Origin of the sequence: Mangrovimonas xylaniphaga, from assembly GCF_001280435.1 — a bacterium.
GTDB lineage: Bacteria > Bacteroidota > Bacteroidia > Flavobacteriales > Flavobacteriaceae > Mangrovimonas_A > Mangrovimonas_A xylaniphaga.
This window is the reverse complement of sequence record NZ_LBIP01000017.1, coordinates 131960-152411: the sequence shown is the minus strand read 5'-3', so window position 1 is coordinate 152411 and position 20452 is coordinate 131960. Positions and strand designations below refer to the sequence as shown.

Sequence of the window (20452 nt, the reverse complement as noted above, 5' to 3'; positions counted from 1 at the left end):
GAATTATGATATATGTCATATAAGTATCCTTGCAGGACGATGCATTTTTACGTAGAATTAGAGCACAAAAAAAGCCTTAACTGAAAAGTTAAGGCTTTATATATTATAGGCTTTAAGGATTAAATATCTCTATTTACATCCCAAGCTTCTAAATAATCTTTAACAGCTTTTACAAATTGTCCTCCCAGTGCACCATTCACTACTCTATGGTCATATGAATGTGACAAGAACATTCTGTAACGAATTCCAATGAAATCACCTTCTGGAGTTTCTACTACCGCAGGCACTTTTCTAATAGCACCTAAGGCCAAAATCCCTACTTGCGGCTGATTGATAATTGGTGTTCCCATAATGCTACCAAATGTTCCCACATTGGTCACTGTGTAAGTTCCTCCTTGGATTTCATCTGGTTTCAGTTTATTAACTCTAGCTCTATTAGCCAAGTCGTTTACCTTTTTGGTCATTCCAACCAAGTTCAACTGATCGGCATCCTTGATTACTGGTACAATTAGGTTACCATCTGGCAAGGCCGCCGCCATCCCTAAATTGATATGCTTTTTCTTGATGATTTTATCTCCTTGAACCGAAATGTTCATCATAGGGAAATCTTTAAGCGCCTTGGCTATAGCTTCCATAAAGATTGGAGTAAAGGTCAAGTTTTCACCTTCTCGTTTTGCGAATCCGTCTTTAACTTTTTTACGCCAGTTCCAGATATTGGTAACATCGGCTTCTATAAAACTTTGTACGTGAGCGGAAGTCTGTACCGATTCCACCATATGGTGTGCAATCAATTTCCCCATACGGCTCATTTCGATGATCTCGTCTTCACCACTAGCCACAACAGGAGCTGCTGCAGGCTTGGCTTGCTGGGTTCCATTAACTTGAGGAACGTCAACTTTAGCTGGTTGTGGTGTCGCTACCGCATCCTGAACTGGTTGGCTACCTCTGTTTTCAAGGTAGGCTAAAATATCATTTTTGGTCACACGACCTTCTTTTCCTGTTCCTGAGATTTTATCAAGTTCAGCTTGGCTGATACCTTCTTCTTTGGCAATGTTTCTCACCAATGGCGAATAAAATCTACCTTCTGTAGATACTACAGGCGCTACAGCTTCTTGTGCAGCCTGTACCGTTTCTGCTACTTGGGCCACAGCAGCTGGTTCTGCTTCAACTTCCTCCTTCACCGGTTCTGCCTGTGGTGCAGCTTGAGTATCTGCAACATCGGCATCCGTCTCAATAATAGCTATTGTTTGCCCTACTTGAACTACATCATCTACATTGAATAGCTTTTCAACCAAAACGCCATCAACCTCACTAGGCACTTCACTATCTACCTTGTCTGTAGCAATTTCCAAAACCGCTTCATCCATCTCGATAGTATCTCCTACCTCTTTTAGCCATGATGTTATTGTTGCTTCCGCAACACTTTCCCCCATCTTAGGGAGCTTTAATTCAAATTTTGCCATATCTATAATGAAAAGATCTGTTTTTATTTTTCGTCTGCAAAATTAATAAAAAATCAATGTGTTCTTTAAGATTTTTTCAATTAATTCTGTTCTAACAAAATCACTTTTCCTCTGTTTTTTGAGCTGTTACTTCCGAGGATAAAGGTAGAGTTTTTTGAAAGAATTTTAAATTTTGCGTTTCTATTTATTTGATTGTCGCACATATACTGAATGATTTTTTTAAAACTCAATAGGTTAGCGTCAAATATTATTTCAGTGTGCGGTTTCACTTGCTGTATCTCATCAACGACGGAAACTTTTTTGGCCAGTGCTTTCTCCAAGCCTTCTGCCATTTTATCAGAAACCAATATGTAATGATTTACCTTTGGATTGGCTGGTTTAGGTTCTCTACTGGCCACATAAGCCATCCGGATTCCCAACCAAACGGCTAGGTTGAATAGGATGTTCTTTTTAAAATGTTTCTTGTAGAAAATTTGCATGGCCCCGTAAAATCGGCGGGCGTAAACGGCATCTTTTAAGGTGCTTTCACCTTTATAATGAATTGCTGTGATGGTACCTTTATAGTAGTTATTATAGCCTGCTTCAAGGACTTTGTAGGACAAATCCACATCTTCACCATACATAAAATAGTCCTCATCAAAACCTTGCACTTCATTATAAACTGCTCTTTTAATCAACATAAAAGCCCCAACAAATACCGGAATTTTGCCTATCTCATGTTCGCCCAATTGATTAGCATAGTATTCCTTTGTAAATCCTGTCACCTTTTTTAAAGAGACATATGGGGTTGGAATGTTGCGTTTACTTTCGGGAAGAAAATGGCCTGTACCGTCCACCAATCTACAGCCTACAATCCCGACATTTTCCCTTGCATCTGCAAAAGCCAACAATTGTACAAAAACATCTTCTGGCAATACAGTATCTGGATTTAAAATGCAGAGATATTCCCCTTTCGCACTACGAACCGCCTGATTGTTTCCTTTGGAAAAACCGACGTTATCCTTATTTTCTATTAAAATAACTTCGGGAAACAGTGCCTTGACCATTTCACAACTGTCATCGGCAGAATGATTGTCAACAACAATAATTTCCGACTCGATGCCTTTAGTAGCTTCAACGACACTTCTTAGGCAAAGCTCCAAAAAATAACGGACGTTATAATTTAATATGACAACGGATAATTTCACTAAAAAGAGACTAGGACTTTAAGGACACCTCAAAAGGAATTCTGTTGATGATACTTCTTCCTAAGGTAATCTCATCGGTATACTCGAGTTCATTACCAACCGAGATGCCTCGGGCAATGGTAGAGGTTACAATATTGAAGTCCTGAATTTGTTTGTAAATATAAAAGTTGGTTGTGTCTCCTTCCATCGTAGAGCCTAACGCAAAAATAAGTTCCTTTATTTTGCCCTCCTTTACTTTTTCTACAAGCGATTCAATATTAAGATCGTTTGGACCTACACCATCCATGGGAGAAATCTTGCCTCCCAGCACATGATACAAACCTTTAAACGAGCTGGTATTTTCTATAGCCATGACATCCCTAATATCTTCCACCACGCAAACAACATCTTCCATTCTATTTGGGTTGGAACAAATTTCACAAAGTTCTGTATCGCTAATATTATGGCAACTTTTACAAAATTTAATTTCGTTGCGCATGGTGCTCAGTGCTTCCGAAAGCAATTGGGTGCGTTCCTGCGGTTGCCCTAACAAATGCAGGACCAATCTTAAGGCCGTACGCTTGCCAACCCCAGGCAACTGGGACATTTCATTAACTGCTTTTTCCAGAAGTTTTGAAGAAAATTCCATGCTGCGAATTTACTATAATTTACGGACTATTTAATTATGGGGTTCTTATTAAATTACTTATTATTGTCTACCATAACAATTGAAAAGTAACATTCTGATTTTTAAAATCATCCTAAATTCTCACCTATGACCCCGGTTACCATTGCGCTTTTAATTCTAGGTTATTTTGTAGTATTAATCCTTATTTCATTTTTCACTGGAAAGGAAGACAGCAACGAAGCCTTTTTTAAAGCGAATAAATCGGCGCCATGGTATTTGGTGGCTTTTGGAATGATTGGTGCTTCTCTATCTGGGGTCACGTTCATCTCTGTTCCAGGAGCGGTAGAAACCAAACAATTTGGGTATTTACAGGTCGTGTTCGGCTACTTTTTGGGCTATTTGGCCATTGCTTATATTCTATTACCTATTTATTACAAACTGAACCTCACCTCCATTTACACCTATTTAAAAACCCGCTTTGGAATTATAAGCTACAAAACAGGTTCGGTGGCTTTTTTGGTTTCCAGGACGGTTGGTGCTGCCTTTAGATTGTTTTTGGTAGCCAAAGTGCTTCAGTTACTTATTTTTAATGAATTCGGCATTCCTTTCGCCGTTACCGTGGTAATTACCATAGCCCTAATTTGGCTATACACTTTTAAAGGCGGCATTAAAACCATCATATTTACGGATACACTACAGACCTTTTTCATGTTGGTTTCCGTAGTGGTGACCATTACTTTTTTAGCTTCTGCCTTAGATCTTCACAGTTTTACTGATGTGTATACAACCGTAAGCGAAAGCTCCTTGAGCAAGACGTTTTTCTTTGAAAACATTAATGATCCTCAATACTTTTTTAAGAGCTTTTTGGCGGGAATGTTCATTACCATCACCATGACGGGATTGGACCAAGATATGATGCAGAAAAACCTAACCTGTAAAAACCTAAAGGAAGCTCAAAAAAACATGATTTCCTTTAGTATTGTATTGATTTTTGTAAACATTCTATTTCTGGTTTTAGGGCTTTTATTGACTCAGTATGCCCAACAATATGGTATTACAGCAAAAAAGGACGATTTGTTCCCTACCATTGCCATGCTTCCAGAAATAGGCATCATGACTTCTGCCTTCTTTTTATTGGGACTTATTGCAGCCGCCTACTCCAGTGCAGATTCTGCCTTGACAGCTTTGACTACTTCCTTCTGTATTGACATTATTGAATTGGACAAAAAACCGCAGGAACAACAAAAAAAGACCAGAAAAAGAGTGCATATAGGGACCAGTATCGTACTTATAATTGTCATCCTCATCTTTGATGTTCTCTTTACGGATGTTTCTGTAATTTGGGAATTGTTTACCGCAGCAGGCTATACTTATGGCCCACTTCTAGGATTGTTTGCTTTTGGAATCTATACCAAATTCCAAATCAAAGACAAATTAGTTTGGATTGTAGCCATAGTTTCTCCAATAGTTTCTTACCTATTAAACACCTATTCTGAAGAGCTGTTAGGTGGTTACCAAATAGGTTTTGAAATTTTAATAATCAATGGTCTTTTCACATTTCTAGGATTAATACTGATTCGTAGAAAGCAAAACTAAAGTGCAAGCCACCTCATAAGCGATAGCATTAGCCTCCAAAATTTTGTAAAACTCAGGGTTCTCTGTCCCTGGATTAAAAATAATACGTTTTGGACTTAAGGACACCAGATAGTCATAATACGCGGTTTGCCGTGGCGGATTGAGGTATAATGTCACGGTATCAACATGATCATAATTCAACAATTCATCATCAATATCAACACCAGCAACGCTTCCCTTTTTAATTCCATAGGCTACTACTTCATGGCCGTGAGCCAACAATCTTCCTATGGCAAAATTGGAATATCGGGAAGGATTCAAGGAAGCTCCAAAAACTAGGGTCTTTTTGTTCATCTGTTAAAAAGGTGTTAAGGTGTGTTAAATTAAGTAACACATCACTTTTGGGGACGTCTATCCTCCAAACATTATCACGCTAACTTACATATTTTTTGATGAAACACATTTTACTTTTTATTGCATTTCTATCATTGTCAACGCTATACGCAAAAACCGATTCAGAAAGCGCACCAAGGGACGGTTCGGTTACAGGAACAGTGATAGATGCCAACCTGAACCAAGCATTACCCTACGTAAATATAATTATTAAAAACGAAGCAGGAGAAACCATTACTGGCGGAATTACCGATGACCAAGGTTACTTCGAAATCAAACACATTCCAGAAGGAAAAAATGTAATCAACATTCAATATATGGGTTACAAAACCGTATCAAAACCATTGGTTATTGGCAATGGTAAGCATAAAATAGACTTAGGAAACATTTTACTGGAAGAAGACATTGCCAGCTTGGATGAAGTTACCGTGGTAGCCGAAGTGTCTTCTGTGCAACAAAAGGTAGACAGAAAAGTCATTACCATAGGAAAAGACCTTACCACCACAGGAGCGTCTGCTTCTGAAATCATGAACAACCTTCCCTCAGTTACCGTAGACAGTCAAAGTGGAGACATTAGCCTTCGAGGCAATGAAAATGTACGTGTTCTGTTGGACGGGAAACCTACCAACGTTCCGGCGGCACAATTGCTCAAGCAAATTCCTTCCACATCCATTAAAAGTGTGGAATTGATCACCAATCCTTCGGCAAAATATAACCCTGAAGGAATGAGTGGTATCATCAATATCATACTACACAAAAATGCCAATGTGGGATTCAACGGAAACCTCAACGTTGGCTTTGCTAAAGAAATCAGTCCAAACTTTAATAGTTCTATAGACATGAACTACCGAAACGGTAAACTTAACTTCTATGGCAACTATGGAAACAACATTGGTAAGAGTACCGGCGGTGGAAAAATAGACCGATTTGATGACAATACCGAACAAATTTTCAAGAACTGGAACAACAACAAATCTCATCTGTATAAACTTGGGATTGACTATTACATAAATGACAACAATGTGTTTTCGGTGTATACCAATCAAAACCTTTACGACGGAAAGAGAAGTAACAGTACAGACATTATTTATCTTCTGAATGACAATCCAAATTTCCGTCAGTATTTAGACAATGAAAATGAAAACACCACTTCCTCATATAATGCAGCCTTTAAGCACGATTTTAAAAAAGAAGGTCACAACATTAGTTTGGAAGTAGATTACAGCACTTTTGACAGTGATGAAATTGCCGACTTCTCTTTTACAGACAATAGTTCTTACCGAGACCTTGTAAACAACAAACGCGATAATACTTTGATCAATTTGGATTATGTGAATCCACTTTCGGAAACCTCTAAGTTGGAAATTGGTGCAGAATATAGAGCCAACAATGCCGATAATTTTTACAACACCACCAATGCCAATCTTTACGATTCTGATTACGAATACAACCGAAGCATTTATTCCTTCTACACTACTTATGGGCAAACTTTTGACAAGTGGTCCTATCAAGTAGGTGCAAGGATTGAGCAATATGAAGTGGAAGCCATTTTTGAACAAGTTACGCAAGAAACCTCAACTTTCAATGACGAGCAATTCAGCATTTATCCTTCTGCATTTTTAACCTATAACACTTCAGAAAAAACATCTTTACAATTAAGCTATAGCAGACGTGTGGACAGACCTGGACTAGGACAAATCAACCCGATCAGGGAATGGAGTTCGCCTAGGGTAACCTCTATTGGAAACCCGGAACTGAGACAACAGTTTACCAATTCCTTAGAATTGAATCTTACCAAAAATGTGAAAGGCGGTAATATTACTGCGGGGACTTTCTACAGAATTATCAACGATGAAATCAATCGTTCTGTATTTATGGACCCGGAAGACCCTGCAGGAGATCGTGTGATATTAACCTATGACAATTTTGACCGCAATAATGCTTTTGGTTTTGAAGCTTCCAGTAATTACAGACCAACTAAATGGTGGAATTTTAATGCCAGTGTCGAATATTATTTTAAGACCGTAAGAGGTGTGGTGGAGCAGGAAAATCTGGAAATCAAAAATTCCACCTTCAATTTACGTATGAACAACAACTTTAAAGCGACTAAAAGCTTGAGCTTTTCGCTTTTTGGAACGTACCGCGGACAAGATGAAAACCTTCAGCACAAAAGAAAACCTATGGTGATGGTAAATACAGGATTACGTTATAGCTTCTTGGAAGATGACAGAGCTACCTTCAGCTTTAGCTACAATGACATTTTCAACACCATGAAATTTGCTTTTGAACGCGACAGACCTTTCCCTAGCGAAGGTGAATTTAACTGGGAAAGTAACCAATGGCGTATAGGCCTTACTTATCGTTTTGGAGGAGGTAAATACAAAGCTTTAAATAGAAAACAAAGAGACAATAATGAAACCCAAGGTAGCGGTGGATTCATGTAACAAAAATGACATATTTAGTAACCCATACAATAGTTGATGGTTAGTGTTAATGTTTGGTTACTAAATAAGAAAACCCGAGGTCTTAGGCCTCGGGTTTTCGCTATTGTTAAAATAATGTTATTATTTTAAGAATGTGTTAATTTTCTCCAAATCCAAGGGTATCTTTGTAATCGATTACTTCTGCATGTTTAAATTGATTTGAATTAGCCTTCATCAATTGAAAAACCCAAGGAATAATCAACCTCGAAGACCTCAATTTTTTGGGGTCTTTTTTTCTTCCAAAAACTGTAACAAACCATTTTCAAAACCGTCTTTTTTATACACAGCTCCTCAACTGATTTTAATTAATTTGAATTAGCCTTCATCAATTACAATTCGTTGATTTGGTAAATGTTGGATTTTAAAAACCCAGGTGCTTAGGCCCTGGGTTTTAGCTTAAATGTTAATTAACGTTAAAAGTGTTAATTAATGAAATAAAATTGAAATTTCAACGTCTATAGTGTAGTGATAAGTTTTAAAGTTAATCAACAGAAGTATTTTTATAGTTTTAGTGTTAGTAAGGTTGGTTAATAGCTGAAAAGCCCGTGATTCTCAATCACGGGCTTTTTATTTTATGAATGGTCATTAATGTTATTGAAAAGTGATTACCATTTAATAACCACACTTCCCCAAGTAAAGCCACTTCCAAAAGCGGCCAACACGACTAAATCACCTTCCTTAATTTTGTTTTGTTCCCAAGCTTCGGTTAAAGCAATAGGAATGGAAGCTGCTGTCGTGTTTCCGTAACTTTGAATGTTGTTGAACACCTGGTCGTCATTCAACTTAAATTTATTCTGGATGAACTGTGAAATCCTCAAATTGGCCTGATGTGGAATCAACATATCAATATCGGAAACCTGCAGGTTATTCTTCATCAATCCCTCCATAATCACTTCACTAAAACGAACTACGGCATTTTTGAATACAAACTGCCCGTTCATATGTGGCATATAACTAACATCGTCCGGATCGTTGTCCCTTAAAATGTCGCTTACCCAACGTTTTCCCATCCCTGGGGCAATCAAGCTCAATTCTTCAGCATGCTCCCCTTCAGAATGTAAATGGGTGGACAATATTCCTTTTGTTGGATCTTCTTCTCTACTCAATACGGCAGCTCCAGCTCCATCTCCAAAAATTACAGAAACGCCTCTTCCCCTAGTGGTTTTATCCAAACCTCTTGAATGCACCTCACTACCAATCACCAAAACGTTTTTATACATCCCTGTTTTGATATATTGATCGGCAATGGAAATTCCATATACAAATCCCGAACATTGGTTTCTAATATCCAAGGCCCCCACAGTTTTAATGCCCAAAGCTTTTTGAACGGCAACCCCAGGTCCAGGAAAATAGTAATCTGGGCTCAATGTGGCAAATACAATAAAATCGATATCGTTTTTATCTATTCCGGCACGTTCTATGGCTATTTCAGCCGCTTTAACACCCATTGTGGAGGTGGTATCTCCTGTTTTGTCTTCAACCCAACGACGTTCCTTAATACCTGTACGCTCTTGAATCCAGGCGTCGTTGGTATCCATCATTTCGGATAAATCGTCATTAGTCACCACATTATCGGGCACATAATAACCTAAACCAACTATTTTTGAATTGTACATAAATCCTTATTATTTTAATCAAATCGAACTGCTTCACTGCCATTTTTGAATAAATGACAAAAAACAAGGTGTAAATTTAATCATTATTCCATCTTTATTAAACTAAACCCCTAAAAGATTTCTTCCGCACATAGGCATTATTTCCTATTAACAATGTCAGTTTGTCATCTTTTTGGTCTTGGTACTTTTTTTGTCCTGTTCCAAGAAAATTGTAAAAACATAAAATTTAGATATCATGGCAAAAGGAAATATTAATGTTTCGGTTGAAAACATCTTTCCGTTGATCAAAAAATTCTTATACAGCGATCACGAAATCTTTTTACGCGAGTTAATCAGTAATGCGACGGACGCTACCCTAAAACTTAAACATCTTACCAATATTGGTGAAGCGAAAGTTGAATATGGCAACCCACAAATTGAAGTAAAAATTGATAAAGATGCCAAGAAACTTCACATTATAGATCAAGGTCTTGGTATGACAGCCGAAGAGGTTGAAAAGTACATTAACGAAGTGGCTTTTTCTGGTGCCGAAGAGTTTTTGGACAAATACAAAGATTCAGCAAAAGACTCTGGAATCATTGGGCATTTCGGTCTTGGGTTCTACTCTGCCTTTATGGTAGCCGAGAAAGTTGAGATCATCACAAAATCATTTAAAGATGAGCCTGCTGCTCATTGGACTTGTGACGGATCGCCTCAATTTACAATGGAGCCTCATGACAAAACGGAAAGAGGTACAGAAATCATTCTTCATATTGCAGACGATTCAACCGAATTCTTGGAAGAATCCAGAATTAGAGAGTTATTGTTGAAATACAACAAGTTTATGCCTATTCCAATTAAGTTTGGAACCAAGGAAGTAAACGATCCAGATTTCACGCCTAAAACAACTACCGATAAAGACGGCAAGGAAACTACAGAGCCTCACAAACAAATTACTGTAGACAACATCATCAACAATCCAAATCCAGCTTGGACCAAGCAGCCAACCGATTTGGAAGACCAGGATTATAAAGACTTCTACAGAGAATTGTATCCAATGCAATTTGAGGAGCCTTTATTCCATATCCATTTAAATGTTGACTATCCGTTCAACCTAACTGGGATTTTGTATTTCCCTAAAATGACCAACGATTTAAGTATTCAAAAGGATAAAATCCAATTGTACCAAAACCAAGTGTTTGTTACGGACAATGTAGAAGGAATTGTTCCTGAATTCTTAACGATGTTGAAAGGGGTTATCGATTCTCCAGACATTCCATTGAACGTGTCACGTAGTTATTTACAGGCAGACGGTGCGGTGAAAAAGATTTCATCATACATCACCCGTAAGGTGGCTGATAAGTTGAAATCATTGTTCAACAACAACCGTGAAGACTTTGAGAAAAAATGGGATGATATCAAGATTGTGATTGAGTACGGAATGCTTTCTGAGGAAAAATTCTTTGAAAAAGCAGAAGCTTTTGCTTTGTACCCAACCGTGGATGGCACTTACTACACTTACCAAGAATTGATTGATAAAATCAAGGACAACCAAACGGATAAGGACAATAAAACAGTGATTCTTTATGCTTCCAACAAAGACGAGCAACACAGTTATATTGAAAGCGCCAAAGCCAAAGGTTACGAGGTATTGTTATTGGATTCTCCAATCGTGAGCCACTTGATGCAAAAGTTGGAAACCTCTAAAGAGAACATTTCATTCTCACGTGTAGATGCAGACCATATTGACAACTTGATCAAGAAAGAAGACACAAAAATCTCTAAACTTTCTGAAGAGCAAAAAACTGCTTTAGACACCTTGTTGAAAGAAACGATTCCAGCAGAAAAATTCATGGTGCAATTGGAAGCTATGGATAGTGATGCTGCTCCATTCATGATTACACAACCAGAGTTCATGCGCCGTATGAAAGAGATGCAAGCTACTGGTGGCGGTATGTTTGGAATGGGCAATATGCCAGAAATGTACAATTTGGTGGTAAATACCAACTCTGAATTGGTAGGCCAAATTTTGGATACCGAAGCTAAAGATGAACAAGAGCGTTTGATCAACCAAAGCTTGGATTTGGCAAGATTGTCACAAGGACTTCTAAAAGGTGAAGAACTTACTAACTTCATCAAACGAAGCTACCAAATGATCAAATAATAGTAATTATATAATATTTGCAAAACCTTCCTGCACTTACAGGGAGGTTTTTGTTTTTATACCCTTTTCAAAAAACACCGTTTACTCAATAAACAGTCCCATTTACTAAGTTCTCTTTTTAAAATCATGGATTGCCTAGTAGGTTTGAAGTATTAACTTTTAAATCTAACATCATGAACAAGCAATTCAACTTAAGCATTGAAAATCCCTGTCAAGAAAACTACAATGAATTTTCTCCTACCTGCAACGGCGGATTTTGCAAGTCCTGCAAAACAGAGGTGGTAGATTTCACTAGAATGGACTCCCAAGAAATCACAGATTATTTCAAAAACAATACAACCCAAAACGTTTGTGGCAGATTCAAAAGCTCGCAATTGACGGCCCACCAACCTACAATCCCAATCAAAAGAACATCTCACCTTTTAAATGGATTGGCCTTTGTCTTTTTATCCTTATTTGCACTCAACTCTGCACAGTCACAAACCATTCAGCCAAGAACTACAACTTCGAAAAACCCTCCTTCCAAAATCCAGGATTCGTCGTTTCAAAAGACTTTTGTAGTAAAGGGAACTGTGTCTGACAATGAAGCGCCATTACCAGGAGTGAATGTGGTATTGCAAGGCACCTCTATAGGCATTAGCACAGATTTTGATGGCAATTTTGAATTCCCCATCAAACTAAAAAAAGGAGATGTTTTAGTGTTCAGTTATGTGGGCATGGAATCGCAGAAGTTGGTAATTACCGATGACCAAACAACTTCTAACGTAACCTTAAAAGTAAACATGTCAATGACTGAATGCATGATTTTAGGCAAAGTGGCCGTAAAAAAAGCTTATAAATCAAAAAGACGTTAGCCCAATCTGCTTTATATGAAACACCTAGTTCTTTTAATTTCAATTTTCTATATAAATAGCTCTAAAGCTCAACTATCGGATTTTGCCCATATCGATTTCACAAAGGCAGATAATACGGCTAAACTTCAACAAGGAGCAGATTTGAAAAACCTTGGCTTGCTTGCCCATCAACTTACTGCAAATCTTTCCACCGACGTTGAAAAATTTAGAGCTATTTACTTTTGGGTATGCCACAATATCAATGGAGACAGCAATCAACACACCAAAGTTGACAGAAAGCGCAAAAAAATGCATGGTGATAGCGCAGCTTATTCCATGTGGAATGAAGAGTACAAAAAAATTGCCTTTAAAAAGTTATTGAAGCACAAAAAAACCATGTGTACTGGTTATGCCTATTTAATTAAGGAACTTTGTTTTTTGGCAAATATTGAATGTAAAATTATTGACGGTTATGGCAGGACTGTTAACTCCAATGTTGAGGAACTGGAAATGACCAACCATTCTTGGAATGCTGTAAACCTAAACGGCAAATGGTATTTGTGTGATGCCACTTGGTCCAGTGGCTACACGATGGGCTATACTTTTGTAAAAGATTATAACGATGGGTACTTTTTAACCGACCCGATTTTGTTTGCAAAAAACCACTTTCCTGTTGACCAACAATGGGTATTGACAGACACCGTATCTCGAGAAGATTTCACCTCTTCTCCTATAGTTTATGGAGAAACATTTCAGCACCAAATACAATCGGTAACTCCGAGTAATTTAAATACGTCCATAAAAAAAGAGGAAGACCTCAACTTCAGCTTTAAAAGCCCCAAGGAAATTACAAACAACAATATTTCACTGGTCTATTTTACCAGCTCACAGGAACAGACTTTAAAAATTTACGACCTTAAAAACCAAAACGGGTACATTTCCTTTAAAACCAACTTTAACCACAAAGGAATTTATGACGCTCATCTAAAAATCGGAAAGGACATTGTGGCGACTTACACTATTGAAGTCACAAGGTAAAAACCTGCAATAGCCAAACGTAAGAAATTGTATATCAACAAAAAAACTAGTATTTTTAATCTTACGTAAGTCTTTATCTTTTCCAATATGAAAAAAATTCTAACCATTTTCATCATCAGTTTAGTGCTGCTTTTGGCAGCCTACTTTGCCTTTGTATATTATGTGCCCTATAGTGAAGGCACCCGATCTGGAGAACTCATTAAAGTGAGCAACAAAGGTGTTGTTTTTAAAACTTGGGAAGGAGAAATCAGCCAAGGGATTAGTGGCGCAGAAATATTTAAGTTTTCTGTTCTGGACAAGGACAAGGATGTCATTCAGAAACTCAATGAACTTCAGGGCAATTATGTGAAGGTAACTTATATTGAACGCTACACAACCTTAGCATTTTGGGGCGACACCAAATACTTTGTAACCGCCGTAGATAAAGACATCTCTCCCCACTTTAATAAAAAATCGGATTAAACTGATTGCAGATACATAGCCCCATGTATCTCCCTTAAAACATCTCGTTCATCCATGGCATATTTCATTCGTTAATCCATTCACAAAACAGGGCTAAGCTCTAACTTTTGCCCTATATTTGCTGTAAATAAAACCTTATGTCATTTAAAGACTTAAATCTCAACAAACCCCTTTTAAGAGCCATCGCCGAAGCTGGTTATAACGATCCTACCCTTATTCAGGAAAAAACCATTCCTGTTGTATTGGAAGGAAACGACCTAATAGCCTCTGCACAAACGGGAACCGGAAAAACAGCGGCGTTTGCACTTCCCATACTGCAACTGTTGTTTGACAAGCAGGATGCGCCTAAAAAAGGCAAAAAAATAAGAGCTTTGATTGTAAGTCCTACAAGGGAATTAGCCATTCAAATTGGTGAAAACTTTAAAACTTACAGCACGTACACCAATCTTAGATCTACCGTAATTTACGGAGGTACGGGCATCGAACCACAAATTGATGTGCTCAACAAAGGTGTGGATATTTTAATTGCAACCCCTGGGCGCTTACTGGACCTTCATAAACAGGACGTCATTAATTTGGATTATGTTGAGACCTTGGTTTTGGATGAAGCCGATTTAATGCTAGACATGGGATTTATTGATGACGTGAAGAAAATAGAACGCCTGTGTCCTGAGGACAAACAGATTTTGCTGTTTTCGGCCACCATGCCATTTAAGGTGGAACAGTTGGCCAATACCATTTTAAAATCACCACAACGCATTGAAGTAACGCCTACTTCGTCCGCGGCGAAAGATATCAGCCAAGTCCTTTACTATGTTCCTAAACGCAATAAAATTGAACTTTGTTTGCACTTGCTTCGTAACACCATCAAAGGGAGTATTCTAATTTTTAGACGTACCAAATTTGGTGTGGACAAACTGGAGCAGACCCTTCTCAAAAATGGTTATAAAGTTGAAACCCTTCACGGAGATAAGACTCAAAATGACAGACAGGAAGCTTTGAAGAAGTTCAAAAATGGCTATGTAAACATTTTAATCGCCACAGATGTTGCCGCACGTGGAATTGACATTAATGAACTGGATGCAGTCATCAATTTTGATTTACCAAATGTGCCAGAAACCTATGTGCACAGAATAGGAAGAACAGGTAGAGCTGGTAATATTGGCCACGCCTATTCCCTTTGTTCCGCCGACGAAAAAACATATATTAAATCCATTCAACAATTAATTAATGTACAAATACCAGTAGAGGAAGATCATCCCTATCCTTTAGATCCTAAAGCAAAGCCAGAGGTTCATCGCTCAAAAAAAACAGGCAGCAAGCATAAAAAAGGGAGAAAAGGAGAAGGTTCCAAAAAGAAAAAGAAACGCTGGTATTAATAGTTAATCCTCAATCAAACAATGAAATACTTCGGTATATTTTTAATTATTTCCGTATTTACAACACAAGGTTTTGCTCAAATTGACTTGTTGCATCACGACACTCAGCCAAGTGAAATGGCCGTTACCATACCCTTCGAAATTGGAGATCAGGTTACCATGTATTCTTCTGTTTTGGACGAAGACCGTGTTATCAACGTCTATTTACCTAACAGCTATTCAAAGGCAACACATAAAGATTACCCCGTAATTTACCTTTTGGACGGAGCAAGGGATGAAGATTTTATCCATATTTCAGGACTGGTGCAGTTTGCCTCTTTTTTATGGATCGACATGGTTCCTGAATCCATCGTTGTAGGTATTGCCAACATAGATAGAAAACGCGATTTCACGTTTCCTCCTAGTGTAGCAGACCATTCACAAAATTTCCCAACGGCAGGAGGTTCTGAAAAATTCATCAATTTCATTGAGATGGAATTACAGCCTTACATTGAAAAAAGCTACAGAACCACCAGAACCAAGACCATTATTGGTCAATCCTTAGGAGGACTTTTGGCTACCGAAATTTTATTCACCAAACCTCATCTCTTCAATAATTATCTTATTGTAAGTCCAAGTCTTTGGTGGGATGAAGAAGCTATTTTGAAAAAACAGCCAGCTATCATCCATGCTAATTACAAAGTAGCAAAGAATATTTTCATTGCGGTAGGAGGACAAGAAGATGACGTTATGAAACGTGAAGCCAAAGCCTTATTCACTCTTTTACAGGGTAGCGAAAATAGCGCCATCACCACCAATTTTGAATTATTCGAAGAACAAAACCATGCAGACATTTTACATTTAGCCGCCTACAAAGGCCTTCAAACCATTTTTAAAAAGGAAGAATAATTACACTTTAAGTCGGCTGTTGAAATAATGTTTTAATAAAGGGATTTGTACCATCACCATTAGCGCCAACATAGCCATTCCATACATTGTAGACTGTGAAAATTTAATTCCCGAAAACACATTCAAATTAGGGATTTTTAAATTTCCCAAAGGAAGAGTTAATCCCAATCCTTTTGACTGGGAAGGTGCAATAAATGCAATATAAAGCACCAAAGCGCATAAACCAGCCGAAAGCAGCCACCACACTGTTTTTGATATCAAAGGTTTGTAGGCGATGCTTTTTGACACAGATAACTGATTAATTTCCTGCATCACTTTTGAAGTAAACTCAAACGACGGTGATTCGGTTTGAGAATTCTCCATGAACTTTTCAACCAATTGCTCTAACTCTTTATCGTGTTCACTTTTCATAACGCGCTATCATTTCAGGTTCTAATTGTGCTTTTAATATGGAAGCCAACTTTTTTCGGCTTCTAAATAATTTCACTTTGACATTATTGGGAGTAATGCCAACCACTTTAGAGATTTCCTCCAAACTCTGTTCTTCAAAATAAAACAAGGTCAACAAAAAACTATCCTCACTAGGAAGCTGCTTTAAACAATCTTGGATAAGCTGAGATTTTTCCGATTCCAAAATACCATCCAAAGCATTGTCCAATGTTTTTATTTGGGGCATTGTGATGTCATCTACAGGTACATTTGCCTGATATTTTTTGTTCTTTTTAATGCTGTCCAAACAACTGTTGTAGGCCACTTTATAAATCCAAGTCGACAATTTAGAATCTCCTTTAAACTTCGTCAAGGATTTATACACCTTTATAAAAGTATCCTGAGCCACTTCCTCTGCTTCTTCCCTATTTTTCAACATTCTAAGCGCCAAAGTAAAGACCATATCCTTGTAACGGTCTACCAATGTGGAAAATGCACTAGTGTCCCCTTCAATAATTTGGTTGATGATTATATGCTCTTCGATGGCCATGTGACAAATAGGACGACTCGATAACATTTGAGGTTACAACTTTTTCTATAAATTTTTTTTCCATCTTTTTGTAACCTCAATGGAAAACGTATCGTCATAAGATAAAAACATATTAAAAGTAATCAATTAAAAAACAAGTATCATGGAAGAAATATTAATACCTATTAGCTTTTTCTTGGCCGTTTTCGGGGTAATCTACCTTTTTTTATCCACCAGAAACAAAGAACGTTTGGCCTTAATTGAAAAAGGCGCGGATGCCAGCATTTTTGCAATGGGCAGACAGCACACGGCCCCCATTTGGAAAGTCATCATTTTAAACCTAGCACTTTTACTAATGAGTATTGGTGTCGGCATTTTTGTCTCACAGATATTGGTATCTATAGGAATAGACGAAGATATCGCCATGCCAGGAACCATCTTCTTAATGGCAGGAATTGGCCTATTCATAGGTTTTAAAATGACTCAAAATTTGGATAAGGAATAAATTACAAGCCTAATTTATTACCTCAACACCGTTAACTGCCATTCGTCGATGGCAGTTTTTTTATGCTTTAGAAACTGTATGGAATCCGTATCTTTAAAACTTTAAATAAAATTTTATTGTTTTAATGAAGAAATTATTAATAGCTGCTGGTCTAATTGCAACGTTTATTGCTTGTAAAAATGAGACCAAACCCACCGAAACAGATTCTCAAACAATCAATGCGAATATGCCCAATGCCGAATTTGACAAAGTATTGGAAGCTTATTATCAAGATGCCTTGCAACTGAATCCTTTAAATGCCACTGCCGAGGGAGACAACAGATACAACGATTTGCTCCCGAACATGCTATCGGATGACTTTATGGCAAAAACGAAAGCTCATTATACCAACTATAAAGAGCAAGTAAATGCATTCCAGGATGCTCAATTAAACGAGAGCCAACAACTTTCAAAAGCCATCCTAAATTGGGAATGCGATATCAATTTGGAACGCCTTACGTTTAGAGAAGACTTAATGCCTATCAATCAATTTTGGTCCCTACCTTTAATGATTGGCCAATTGGCCAGTGGTGCTGGTTCGCAACCCTTCAATACTGTAGAAGACTACAATAACTGGTTACTTCGTGTAGAGGGTTATTTGGAATGGATGGCCTCTGCAGAAGAAAAAATGAAGGAAGGCGTTTCCAAAGGCTATACCCTTCCAAAATCATTGATCACAAAAGTGCTTCCTCAATTGGAAGCCCTAACCAGCGCTACCACCGAAGAGCATTTGTTTTTCCTTCCTATTAAAAATTTCCCTGAAGATTTTACAGAGGAAGACAAAACCAAATTGACTGAAGCCTATAAAAACCTTATCGAAACTAAAATAGTGCCTGCCAACAAAAAGTTGTTGGATTATATGAGCAAAGACTATTTGGAAGCTGGAAGGACTACAAGTGGTATTTCAGAAATTCCAACTGGACTAGATTACTATGCTTTTGCGATTAAGCAGTACACTACGACCAACATGACGGCGGATGAAATTCACCAACTGGGATTGAGTGAAGTTGCTCGTATTTCTTCTGAAATGGAAAAAGTGAAGGCTCAAGTTGGTTATGAAGGAGACCTAAAAAGTTTCTTTGATTTTGTGAGAAACAATAAAGAACTGATGCCTTATACAGAGGCACAACAAGTGATTGATCACTTCAACAATATCCATGCAACAATGCAACCGCAATTGGAGAAATTGTTCGATTTAAAACCAAAAACCCCTTTTGAAGTAAGACGTACTGAGGCATTCAGGGAAGCTTCGGCAAGTGCAGAATACAGTCCAGGTTCTGTTGACGGAACAAGGCCTGGTATTTTTTATGTACCAGTTCCAAATGCTACAGAATACAACAACTTTATGGACGAATCATTATTCCTACACGAAGCCATTCCAGGGCACCATTACCAAATTTCATTGCAACAGGAAAATGAAGAGTTACCGAGCTTTAGAAAAACCTTATATTACAGTGCCTATGGCGAAGGATGGGCTTTGTACACGGAATCCCTTGGAAAAGAATTAGGACTTTACTCAGATCCCTACCAATATTTTGGAATGTTAAGTGCCGAAATGCACCGCGCTATCCGATTGGTAGTCGATACAGGAATTCATACTAAAGGCTGGTCAAGAGAGCAGGCTATTCAATATTCCTTGGAGAATGAAGCAGAAAGTGAATCAAGCATCATCTCTGAAGTGGAGCGCTACATGGCCATTCCGGGACAAGCACTTTCATACAAAATTGGTCAGTTGAAGATTTTGGAATTGAGAGCCAAAGCAGAAAAGGAACTAGGTGAAAAATTCAGTATTTCTGAATTCCACAACCAAGTATTGGAGTCTGGAAATATGCCATTGGCCTATTTGGAAACCAAAATAAATACTTGGATAAACGCTAATAAATAATGCGACACATCTTATTCTATATAAGCATCCTATTTTGTGGTGGTTTGGCAATTGCCCAAACCACCATCAAGGATGGAAGCACAAATGAACCCATTCCATACGCCACTATTTCCTTCGGGAATGGCAACGGTATTTTTGCTGATGATGTAGGCATGTTCATTTTCACCAAAAAGCTATATCCGGATATTGATTCTCTTTTCATTTCGGCCTTAGGATATAAGGACTTAGGAGTTTCTACTGAAAATCTTCCCAAAATCTTGCTTTTAGAACCTCATATTGACCAATTGGAAGAAGTGGTTTTAAATGTAAATGCGCCAAAAGAGGACCGAAAATTCAAAAAGGAAACTCAAAAACCCTATTTGGACGATGATTATTATAAATGTTGGTTACCAACCATAGAATCTGAAATTGCCGTATTTTTCCCAAATGAAACCTCTCAAGACAAAGAAATAGCTACCATTCATTTCCCAATTACTTTGGAATCCAAAGACTGGGAAAAGCGTAAAAAGGCCAATGCCGACAAACATCCTTTTTCGACACTTTTTAAAGTAAAATTTTACGAGAATAAGGAAGGTTTTCCTGGAGACGTACTCACCTATGAAAACATCGTTTTTGTAGCAACCGAAAAACACGGCGATGTTTTTGAACTTGATGTAACCGAACATGAATTGGATATCCCCGACAATGGTTTTTTTGTATCGCTTCAAGTATTGGGTTATACCGATAAAAACGGAAAATTACTTCCTAACAAAAAATACAAAGAAGTAAAGTCTAGGGATGGTGTTTTAAAAATCCCAACCAATTTTAGACCGCTGTTACCATTCACAGATGAAATTGCAGAAAACAACACTTACATAAAGCGGGTATTCCTAAATGATAATGAATGGGTTCGGTTTGAAAAAGGAAGTGGGATAGAATCCTCCCTATTAAAATCCAACCTTACCAATTACGGTATTGGAGTAACTTACAAAGTTTTTAAAGAGGATTAGAAAGTACAT

18 protein-coding genes are annotated in these 20452 nt (G+C 37.8%); 11 read left to right on the top strand and 7 right to left on the bottom strand.

Translation table 11 applies throughout. The features are described from left to right. Positions 1-119: 119 nt before the first annotated feature. The 3 genes from ZA06_RS10620 to recR form a co-directional block, all read right to left on the bottom strand. Positions 120-1463 carry a dihydrolipoamide acetyltransferase family protein gene (locus ZA06_RS10620; RefSeq protein WP_053977445.1) on the bottom strand — a complete coding sequence of 448 codons (1344 nt, stop codon included), beginning with the start codon at positions 1461-1463 and terminating at the stop codon, positions 120-122. A gap of 80 nt (positions 1464-1543) precedes the next feature. Next, on the bottom strand, positions 1544-2650 hold the full coding sequence (locus ZA06_RS10615) for a glycosyltransferase family 2 protein (protein ID WP_053977444.1): 1107 nt from the start codon (positions 2648-2650) through the stop codon (positions 1544-1546). Positions 2651-2660: 10 nt separating this feature from the next. Beyond that, positions 2661-3278 carry a recombination mediator RecR gene (gene recR / locus ZA06_RS10610; protein WP_053977443.1) on the bottom strand — a complete coding sequence of 206 codons (618 nt, stop codon included), beginning with the start codon at positions 3276-3278 and terminating at the stop codon, positions 2661-2663. A gap of 126 nt (positions 3279-3404) precedes the next feature. Between recR and ZA06_RS10605 the strand changes: the two genes are divergently transcribed. Continuing rightward, entirely contained in the window at positions 3405-4853 is a 1449-nt protein-coding gene (locus ZA06_RS10605) for a sodium:solute symporter (protein ID WP_053977442.1), read from the top strand. On the opposite strand, the gene ZA06_RS10600 is transcribed toward ZA06_RS10605, so the two are convergent. Beyond that, positions 4824-5186: a CoA-binding protein gene (locus tag ZA06_RS10600; RefSeq protein WP_053977441.1), complete on the bottom strand. Its 363-nt coding sequence runs from the start codon at positions 5184-5186 to the stop codon at positions 4824-4826. The two genes, ZA06_RS10605 and ZA06_RS10600, sit on opposite strands and share 30 nt — an antisense overlap. 98 nt (positions 5187-5284) lie before the next feature. On the opposite strand from ZA06_RS10600, the gene ZA06_RS10595 reads away from it, so the two are divergent. Then, positions 5285-7669 (top strand): TonB-dependent receptor domain-containing protein, encoded by a 2385-nt coding sequence (locus ZA06_RS10595; RefSeq protein ID WP_053977440.1) that lies wholly within the window; start codon positions 5285-5287, stop codon positions 7667-7669. 644 nt (positions 7670-8313) lie between these two features. Here the strand turns inward: ZA06_RS10595 and ZA06_RS10590 are convergent. Next, positions 8314-9324, bottom strand: coding sequence for a 3-oxoacyl-ACP synthase III family protein (locus tag ZA06_RS10590; RefSeq protein ID WP_053977439.1), 1011 nt, complete (start codon positions 9322-9324; stop codon positions 8314-8316). Between the two features lie 235 nt (positions 9325-9559). Here ZA06_RS10590 and htpG point away from each other — a divergent pair, with 235 nt between their 5' ends. The 6 genes from htpG to ZA06_RS10560 all read left to right on the top strand — a co-directional run bounded on the left by htpG (position 9560) and on the right by ZA06_RS10560 (position 16067). Further along, positions 9560-11467 (top strand): molecular chaperone HtpG, encoded by a 1908-nt coding sequence (gene htpG, locus ZA06_RS10585; protein ID WP_053977438.1) that lies wholly within the window; start codon positions 9560-9562, stop codon positions 11465-11467. Between the two features lie 173 nt (positions 11468-11640). Then, positions 11641-12321 (top strand): carboxypeptidase-like regulatory domain-containing protein, encoded by a 681-nt coding sequence (locus ZA06_RS10580; protein WP_053977437.1) that lies wholly within the window; start codon positions 11641-11643, stop codon positions 12319-12321. 15 nt (positions 12322-12336) lie between these two features. After that, a complete protein-coding gene (locus ZA06_RS10575) occupies positions 12337-13338 on the top strand; it encodes a transglutaminase domain-containing protein (protein WP_053977436.1) in 1002 nt (333 codons plus the stop codon). Between the two features lie 87 nt (positions 13339-13425). Next, entirely contained in the window at positions 13426-13800 is a 375-nt protein-coding gene (locus ZA06_RS10570; protein ID WP_053977435.1) for a hypothetical protein, read from the top strand. Between the two features lie 137 nt (positions 13801-13937). Next, positions 13938-15179, top strand: a complete 1242-nt coding sequence (locus ZA06_RS10565) for a DEAD/DEAH box helicase (protein ID WP_053977434.1) — start codon at positions 13938-13940, stop codon at positions 15177-15179. 21 nt (positions 15180-15200) lie between these two features. Beyond that, positions 15201-16067, top strand: coding sequence for an alpha/beta hydrolase (locus ZA06_RS10560; RefSeq protein WP_053977433.1), 867 nt, complete (start codon positions 15201-15203; stop codon positions 16065-16067). Here ZA06_RS10560 and ZA06_RS10555 read toward each other — a convergent pair whose 3' ends face one another. After that, positions 16068-16478 (bottom strand): hypothetical protein, encoded by a 411-nt coding sequence (locus ZA06_RS10555; RefSeq protein WP_053977432.1) that lies wholly within the window; start codon positions 16476-16478, stop codon positions 16068-16070. Next, on the bottom strand, positions 16468-17046 hold the full coding sequence (locus tag ZA06_RS10550; protein WP_053977431.1) for an RNA polymerase sigma factor: 579 nt from the start codon (positions 17044-17046) through the stop codon (positions 16468-16470). Before ZA06_RS10550 ends, ZA06_RS10555 begins: the two co-directional genes overlap by 11 nt. Positions 17047-17188: 142 nt before the next feature. Between ZA06_RS10550 and ZA06_RS10545 the strand changes: the two genes are divergently transcribed. The 3 genes from ZA06_RS10545 to ZA06_RS10535 all read left to right on the top strand — a co-directional run bounded on the left by ZA06_RS10545 (position 17189) and on the right by ZA06_RS10535 (position 20443). Next, positions 17189-17530, top strand: coding sequence for a DUF6249 domain-containing protein (locus tag ZA06_RS10545; protein ID WP_053977430.1), 342 nt, complete (start codon positions 17189-17191; stop codon positions 17528-17530). Between the two features lie 124 nt (positions 17531-17654). Then, positions 17655-19454, top strand: coding sequence for a DUF885 domain-containing protein (locus ZA06_RS10540; RefSeq protein WP_053977429.1), 1800 nt, complete (start codon positions 17655-17657; stop codon positions 19452-19454). After that, positions 19454-20443, top strand: coding sequence for a peptidase associated/transthyretin-like domain-containing protein (locus ZA06_RS10535; protein ID WP_053977428.1), 990 nt, complete (start codon positions 19454-19456; stop codon positions 20441-20443). Before ZA06_RS10540 ends, ZA06_RS10535 begins: the two co-directional genes overlap by 1 nt. The last annotated feature ends 9 nt before the right edge of the window (positions 20444-20452 follow it).

What these genes read in the sequence shown, in the direction of transcription:
- ZA06_RS10620 (WP_053977445.1), bottom strand. Translation starts at nt 1,463, where the DNA reads ATGGCAAAATTTGAATTAAAGCTCCCTAAGATGGGGGAAAGTGTTGCG.
- recR (WP_053977443.1), bottom strand. Translation starts at nt 3,278, where the DNA reads ATGGAATTTTCTTCAAAACTTCTGGAAAAAGCAGTTAATGAAATGTCC.
- ZA06_RS10605 (WP_053977442.1), top strand. Translation starts at nt 3,405, where the DNA reads ATGACCCCGGTTACCATTGCGCTTTTAATTCTAGGTTATTTTGTAGTA.
- ZA06_RS10600 (WP_053977441.1), bottom strand. Translation starts at nt 5,186, where the DNA reads ATGAACAAAAAGACCCTAGTTTTTGGAGCTTCCTTGAATCCTTCCCGA.
- ZA06_RS10595 (WP_053977440.1), top strand. Translation starts at nt 5,285, where the DNA reads ATGAAACACATTTTACTTTTTATTGCATTTCTATCATTGTCAACGCTA.
- ZA06_RS10590 (WP_053977439.1), bottom strand. Translation starts at nt 9,324, where the DNA reads ATGTACAATTCAAAAATAGTTGGTTTAGGTTATTATGTGCCCGATAAT.
- htpG (WP_053977438.1), top strand. Translation starts at nt 9,560, where the DNA reads ATGGCAAAAGGAAATATTAATGTTTCGGTTGAAAACATCTTTCCGTTG.
- ZA06_RS10580 (WP_053977437.1), top strand. Translation starts at nt 11,641, where the DNA reads ATGAACAAGCAATTCAACTTAAGCATTGAAAATCCCTGTCAAGAAAAC.
- ZA06_RS10575 (WP_053977436.1), top strand. Translation starts at nt 12,337, where the DNA reads ATGAAACACCTAGTTCTTTTAATTTCAATTTTCTATATAAATAGCTCT.
- ZA06_RS10570 (WP_053977435.1), top strand. Translation starts at nt 13,426, where the DNA reads ATGAAAAAAATTCTAACCATTTTCATCATCAGTTTAGTGCTGCTTTTG.
- ZA06_RS10565 (WP_053977434.1), top strand. Translation starts at nt 13,938, where the DNA reads ATGTCATTTAAAGACTTAAATCTCAACAAACCCCTTTTAAGAGCCATC.
- ZA06_RS10560 (WP_053977433.1), top strand. Translation starts at nt 15,201, where the DNA reads ATGAAATACTTCGGTATATTTTTAATTATTTCCGTATTTACAACACAA.
- ZA06_RS10555 (WP_053977432.1), bottom strand. Translation starts at nt 16,478, where the DNA reads ATGAAAAGTGAACACGATAAAGAGTTAGAGCAATTGGTTGAAAAGTTC.
- ZA06_RS10550 (WP_053977431.1), bottom strand. Translation starts at nt 17,046, where the DNA reads ATGGCCATCGAAGAGCATATAATCATCAACCAAATTATTGAAGGGGAC.
- ZA06_RS10545 (WP_053977430.1), top strand. Translation starts at nt 17,189, where the DNA reads ATGGAAGAAATATTAATACCTATTAGCTTTTTCTTGGCCGTTTTCGGG.
- ZA06_RS10540 (WP_053977429.1), top strand. Translation starts at nt 17,655, where the DNA reads ATGAAGAAATTATTAATAGCTGCTGGTCTAATTGCAACGTTTATTGCT.
- ZA06_RS10535 (WP_053977428.1), top strand. Translation starts at nt 19,454, where the DNA reads ATGCGACACATCTTATTCTATATAAGCATCCTATTTTGTGGTGGTTTG.